The sequence below is a fragment of the Nocardia alni genome (assembly GCF_019038435.1).
Taxonomy (GTDB): domain Bacteria; phylum Actinomycetota; class Actinomycetes; order Mycobacteriales; family Mycobacteriaceae; genus Nocardia; species Nocardia alni.
Window position 1 is genome coordinate 77,788 of record NZ_JAGPOX010000023.1, and the last position, 6,025, is coordinate 83,812.

Annotated in this window: 4 protein-coding genes; 3 read left to right on the plus strand and 1 reads right to left on the minus strand. The window is 71.1% G+C overall.

Annotated features, from left to right (window positions below):
• Positions 1-10 precede the first annotated feature (10 nt).
• Entirely contained in the window at positions 11-868 is an 858-nt protein-coding gene (locus JZ791_RS11995; protein ID WP_216894319.1) for a haloalkane dehalogenase, read from the minus strand.
• A gap of 168 nt (positions 869-1,036) precedes the next feature.
• On the opposite strand from JZ791_RS11995, the gene JZ791_RS12000 reads away from it, so the two are divergent.
• The 3 genes from JZ791_RS12000 to JZ791_RS12010 all read left to right on the plus strand — a co-directional run.
• Positions 1,037-2,176: a zinc-binding dehydrogenase gene (locus tag JZ791_RS12000; RefSeq protein ID WP_216894320.1), complete on the plus strand. Its 1,140-nt coding sequence runs from the start codon at positions 1,037-1,039 to the stop codon at positions 2,174-2,176.
• A gap of 267 nt (positions 2,177-2,443) precedes the next feature.
• Positions 2,444-4,966: a LuxR C-terminal-related transcriptional regulator gene (locus JZ791_RS12005; RefSeq protein WP_308162892.1), complete on the plus strand. Its 2,523-nt coding sequence runs from the start codon at positions 2,444-2,446 to the stop codon at positions 4,964-4,966.
• 68 nt (positions 4,967-5,034) lie between these two features.
• Positions 5,035-6,025: hypothetical protein (locus JZ791_RS12010; protein ID WP_216894321.1), on the plus strand; the 991-nt coding region annotated here is incomplete at its 3' end.

Sequence of the window (6,025 nt, forward strand, 5' to 3'; positions counted from 1 at the left end):
GCAAGTGCGATCACATCAACTCGTGCTTGCCCAGCCACGAGGCCAGCGCCGTACCGATGGCGTCCGGCTGATCCTCGGGGGCGTGATGTCCGGCCGGACCGATGGATACGGCCTCGGCGGAGGCGAACGCGCTCACCGCCCAGTCGATCATCTCCGGCGAGCCGAGGCCCACACCGTTCTCCACCGCCATCACCAGCTTCGGCACATCCGGCGTGTTCGCCATCACCCGGTCGTAGTCCTCGATCCGGGCGACGACGTCGGCGGGCTCACCGTCGAGCGGAAACTCTCTCGGCCACACCAGCATCGGCAACCGGGACTCGGGCGTCGGATAGGGCGCGCGGTACACGTCGAGATCCTCCGGCGTCAGCCCCGCGGCCCCGGCGGGCAGGTTGAATTCGATGAACATGTTCTCCTGCAGGACCATTCGCTCGCCCTCGGAGGAGCGAAATCCCCGGAACAGTTCGGCAGCCCTGGGCGGCATCTCGTCCCAGCGGATCGGGCGAAGGAACGTCTCCAGCACGGCGACCGCCCGCACCCGGCCGGGATGCCGCGCCACCCGATCCATGGCGAGCGCGCCGCCCCAATCGTGCCCGACCAGCACGACCTCCTCCAAGCTCAGGGCGTCGAACCAGGCGTCCAGATAGCGCGCGTGATCGGCGAACCGGTAGGCGATATCGGGTTTGCCGGAGGCGCCCATCCCGATCAGATCCGGCGCCAGTGCCCGCACCCGGCCGCCGACGTGCGGAATCACCTTGCGCCACAGATAGGACGAGGTGGGATTGCCGTGCAGGAACACCACCGGAACCGCGTCGACGCGGCCGGTGTCGATGTAGGTGATATACGAGTCGAGAACGTCGATGACGGGCATCGCGAATCCTTACTGGTCGATTCCGCTGACATTCGGTTGGACACACCGCCGCTACCGCCCGTGACAGCCCGAATGAGTGACCTCCCTCACATCACGGTCGATCGGTCCAGCCCCGGACACCACCGCGAACCGGACATCGGAGCCGGGCGGGCGCGGTACCGTTCGGATATGAAGGCTGTGGTCTGCTCCGGCGGCGAGCTCGAGGTCGCCGATGTCCCCACTCCCGAACCCGGGCCCGGCCAGCTGCTGATCGCCGTGGAACGCTGTGGCATCTGCGGATCCGATCTGCACGCGCGAGTGCACTGCGACGAACTCGCCGATCTCGCGGCGGCCACCGGCTACGACCACTTCATGCGCTCGGATCAGCGCGTGGTGCTGGGACACGAATTCTGCGGGGAGATAGCCGAGTACGGTCCGGGCTGTCGCAGGCGGTGGCCGCGGGGTACCCGGGTGGTCGCGCTGCCGATCCTGCGCACCGGCCGCCAGCCGGAACTCACCGGCCTGTCCGCATCCGCGCCCGGCGGCTACGCCGAATACGTCGTGGCGCAGGAGTCGATGACCTTTCCGGTCCCGGGCGGCGTGTCGGCCGAGCACGCGGCGCTCACCGAACCCATGGCCGTCGCCTGGCATGCGGTACGCAAGGCGCGGGTCGCCAAGAAGCACACGGCATTCGTCATCGGCTGCGGCCCGATCGGCCTGGCCGTAATCGCCATGCTGAAGGCCGCCGGTGTGCGAACCGTTGTCGCCAGCGACTTCTCCCCGCGCCGGCGCGAGCTGGCCGCGCGCTGCGGCGCGGACGCCGTGGTCGATCCGGCGGTCGAACAGCCCTGGACCGCCGGGCCGCGCATGCCGATCACGGGCGCCGCCGACGTCCTGAACCTCGGCTTCGACACGATGCAGCGGCTGCGCCGGATCCCGAATCTGCCGTGGTGGCAGCTGTTCCGGCTGATGCACACCCTCGATGCCGGTCCCGCGGGCCCGGCGGTGTTCGAATGCGTCGGTGTACCGGGCATCATCGATCAGCTGATCGCCGCGGCCCCGCCGCGCTCGCGGATCGTCGTGGTCGGCGTCTGCATGCAACCCGACCGCTTCCAGCCCGCCATGGCGATCAACAAGGAGATCGAGCTGCGCTTCGCCTTCGGCTACGACCCGGGCGAATTCCGCGACACCCTGCACATGATCGCCGACGGCAAGGTCGATCCGGCGCCGCTGATCACCGGAACGATCGGCCTCGACGAGGTCGAAGGGGCCTTCACCGCCCTGGCCAACCCCGACCGGCACGCCAAGATCCTCATCGCCCCCGCGTAGGAGTTTCCGCACGCGAACCGTCGCGACGAATCCGGCCCGGCCGCTCCGGGATGTGCCGTGTTAACGACCGGCGCCCCGCAACCGACAGCCTCGGTGGGTCGGCAGAACACAGCTGTTCGCCGACGCACGACATCGCCTGCTCACCAACGACAGAGGGCTGACATGACTGTGAGCCGAACCGAATATCCCAACGATCGACATACCCGGCAGCCCGGCCCGTACACACCGGGCCCGGCGCACACACCCAGCAGCGATTGAGGCGAAGCCGTGGTCGGAAGTATTCCCGTGGCCGTGGAGTCGCTGCCCGGTGCGCGAGATCTTTTGCGCGAGATGGAATCCCAGTCCGCGGATCCGCGCGCCCACCTGCTTCGCGGGCGTTCGGGCACCGGCAAGTCCACCCTGCTCGGCGTGATCCGCAACCGCGTGCGCGCCCGCGGCGGCATCGTCTACGACACGCTGGAGGAGGCGCTGGCGGCGACCGAGCACCCCGCCTCGCCGGCGGTGCTGATCCTGGACAACGTGCACCGGCTCTCCCGCGTCGAAGTGGAAAAAATCTGTGCCGCAATAAGTTCCGTCCACTGCGGCATTCTGATCGCGGTCCGGCCGTGCCCGCACGATACCGCGCTGCGCACCCTGGCCGACACGGTCGCGCGGCACGGACGCGTCGTCGATCTGCGCACCCTGGGGGTGGGTGATATCGGGCCGTTCGCACGGGAATTGGGTATGACGGTGCCACGACCGGTCGCCCTGCACGTGCACCGGCAGACCGCCGGAATACCCGGCGGTGTCGTGGCGGCACTGGCCGCGGCCTGCGCCACTCGCCTGGGCCAGGGCATCGGCGCGGTCGACACGGCCGTCACGGCCTGGTCCCGGACGATGCTGGACGACGCGGATCCGGATCTGCTGGAGGTCTTCGTCATCGCCACCACCGGCGTCGGCCTGGATGCCGGCGAACTCGCCGAGGTGCTGGGGACAAGCCATGGGGCCGCACGGGATCTCATCGACCGGGCACGCGCGACCGCGCTGGTGACCGACGCCGATCTGCTGTTGCCGCAGGCCGAGACGCCGCTGCGCACCCTGGTCGGTGACCGCCGCTATCTGGCGGTGCTGCGGCGGCTGCTCCAGGCCCGGCTGGCGGCCGGGTTGCTGCGCGAACGCACCGCGCTCGTGCTGGCCGAATCCGGCGTGGACGATCCACGACTGGCCCAATTCCTGTGCGCGGCCGCCGAGAAGACGGGCGCCGAGGCCGCCCGGTATTACGCCGCCGCCGCGCGCAGCGGCGCCGATCGCCAGTCCATCGCACTGCGCTGGGCCGAGGCCGCCGCGCGCGTCGGCGACGGTGACACTGCGCTGCGCCTGGCCGAGCCGGTGCTCGATCAGCAGGTCGCGCCGTATACGGAATGGGCCGCGGCCGTGCGCATCTGCGCCGGGGTGTGGACCAGGCGCGGACTGGTCGACCGAGCCGTACAGCTGTACTCCTGGCTGGGCACCGACCGGGTGGGCGCCGACTGGGCTGTCGGGGCCACCGTGTCGTATCTGGCCGGCGCCGCCGAGATGGCCGCCGCCTTCTCCGCATCGGCGGATCGATGGCCCCCGACCGAGGCCACCGTGCGTTCCGGACGGATCGTCGCCGCGCTGGCGCAGTCGATCGATCTGTCCGGCCGCAGTGCGGCGGTCGCCGCGGCGTCGTCGCTTGTTCAGACCGCACGCGCCGATGGCGCCCCCGCGGATCGAAGCACCGCCCGCTTCCTGCCCTGCGACGCGGTGACCGTGGCGACCCTGCTGTGCCTGAGCATGGGCGACCCGGGGCGCGCCGCCGACGCGCTGCACGGCGATCTCGAATCCGACGCCACCCGTGCCGTACTCGGCGCGTGGACCGCGATGCTCAGCGGAGACGAGCAGAGCGCCGCGACACTCGTCGCGCCCCTGGACCTCGCCGCGCTCCCGGCGCGCGAACGGCTGCTCGGACACGGCGTGCGGGTCGGCCTGGCCCGGCGCGCCGGGGACCAGGCCGCACTGGCCCTGGCCTGGCAGAGCGCGTATCCGATGTTCGACGACGTCGGCGCGGACCTGCTGGCGCTGTTGCCGATCGGCGAACTCTGGCTCGCGAGCATCCGGCTGCACGACGAGGCCCGCCCGGCAGCACTCGTCGACGCGGCGCGAAAACTGCTGGACCGCTTGGACAATCCACCGGCATGGGCGAACGCCTTCCACTGGTACGCGATCCAGGCGGCCATCGCCGGCGAACATCCGGACGAGTCGCTGCCGTCCGCCCAGCGGCTCGAGGCCGCGGCCCGGGCCGGGGATCCGCAGGCCGCGGCGCTGGCCGAGGCCGGTCGCACCTGGATATCGGTGCTGCACGGCCAGATCGCGCAAGATCGGGTGACGGCCGCGGCGCGCGGACTCGCGGACCTCGGTCTGACCTGGGATGCGGCCCGGGTGGCCGGTGAGGCGGCGGTGGCCGGCAGCGATGCCGCGACCTGCACCGCGCTGGCGGAATTGGCGTACGCCGTGCGGTTTCGGGCCCGCTCGCCACAGAATCCGCAGCATCCGCCCGCCGCGCCACAGCCGCAGACCGTGCCCGGAACCGCGCTCAGCGAGCGCGAACGCGAGGTCGCCGAGCTGGTGCTGCTGGGCCTGACGTACCGGGAGATCGGCGCACGGCTGTACATCTCCGCCAAGACGGTGGAGCATCATGTGGCGCGAATCCGGCGTCGAATCGGGGCCGGTTCGCGTTCGGAGCTATTGTCGATGCTTCGCGCCATGGGGCACGGTTCCCTACTTGTATGAGACGGTGACTGCTGGCGTATGAAACAGCATGACCCGATCTCGGGACGGACCGGAGCGAGGTAACCAGGATGGCCACAGGGGTGGGCCTGCGAATCGCCGAGGACGAATGCCTGGCGGCCATCGTCAGCAACGGCGGCGGGTCGGGCGCGCTGCTGCCCCAGCCGCCCCTGTTCGTCGTGCGCGAGCCGATCCTCTACATGTCCGACGACGGCGATACCGAACTGGGCGGCGATCCCCCCGAGGGCAACACCCATTCGATCACCGGCTTCGTCGCGGCGGTCGGCGATCCGGCCGGCATCCCGGTCGACGAGGGCGAGGCGTACCGGGCCGAGGATCTGGTGGCCACGGCCCTGTTCTGCCTGATCGATCTGGCCGCCGCACATCTCGCGGGGCCTGCGGAGTTCTATGCCGTGCATCCCGCGCACTGGCCGGCGGCGCAGGTGCTGGCCCTGCGCGACGCCCTGGATTATCTCGGCCTGCGCTCGGTCGCGCTGGTGAGCGAGGCGATCCTGCCCGATGCGGAGACGGGTCGCGAATACGCCGCGGCGGCCGCGCGCAGCGCGTTGGCCGCGGTGCTGTCCACCCCCGCGGGGGCGACCCCGCCGGATCCGACCCGCGCCGAGAATCCGATGGAGTCCACCGACATCCTGCCCGCGCTGGCGACGCCGGAGAACGCCCAGGCGTATTCCGCGGCCATCCCGGTGGAGGGCCTCGCGCGGGCGGTCGCCGCCGACCGGATCGTCGCACCCGAGGTCGCCGAATCACCCGAACCGAATGCGACCGAGGTGGCGCCGACGGTCGTCCCGCCCGCACCCCGTCGCCGCACCCCCGCGTTGATCGCCGCCGCGGCGGTGCTGGGCCTGCTACTCGGCGGTGCGGGGGTCGGCATCGCGCTCAGCAGTCATTCCACAACACCGGCGCCCAGTACCCCCGACGCCCATTCGGACTTCACGCCGACCACCGTGCCGGCCACCATCCCGCTTCCGCCGCCGGTGGTGACCAGGAAGCCCGCCTCGATCCCGATCGTCCCCCGGCAGGTTCCGCCCCGGCGAACCGAGC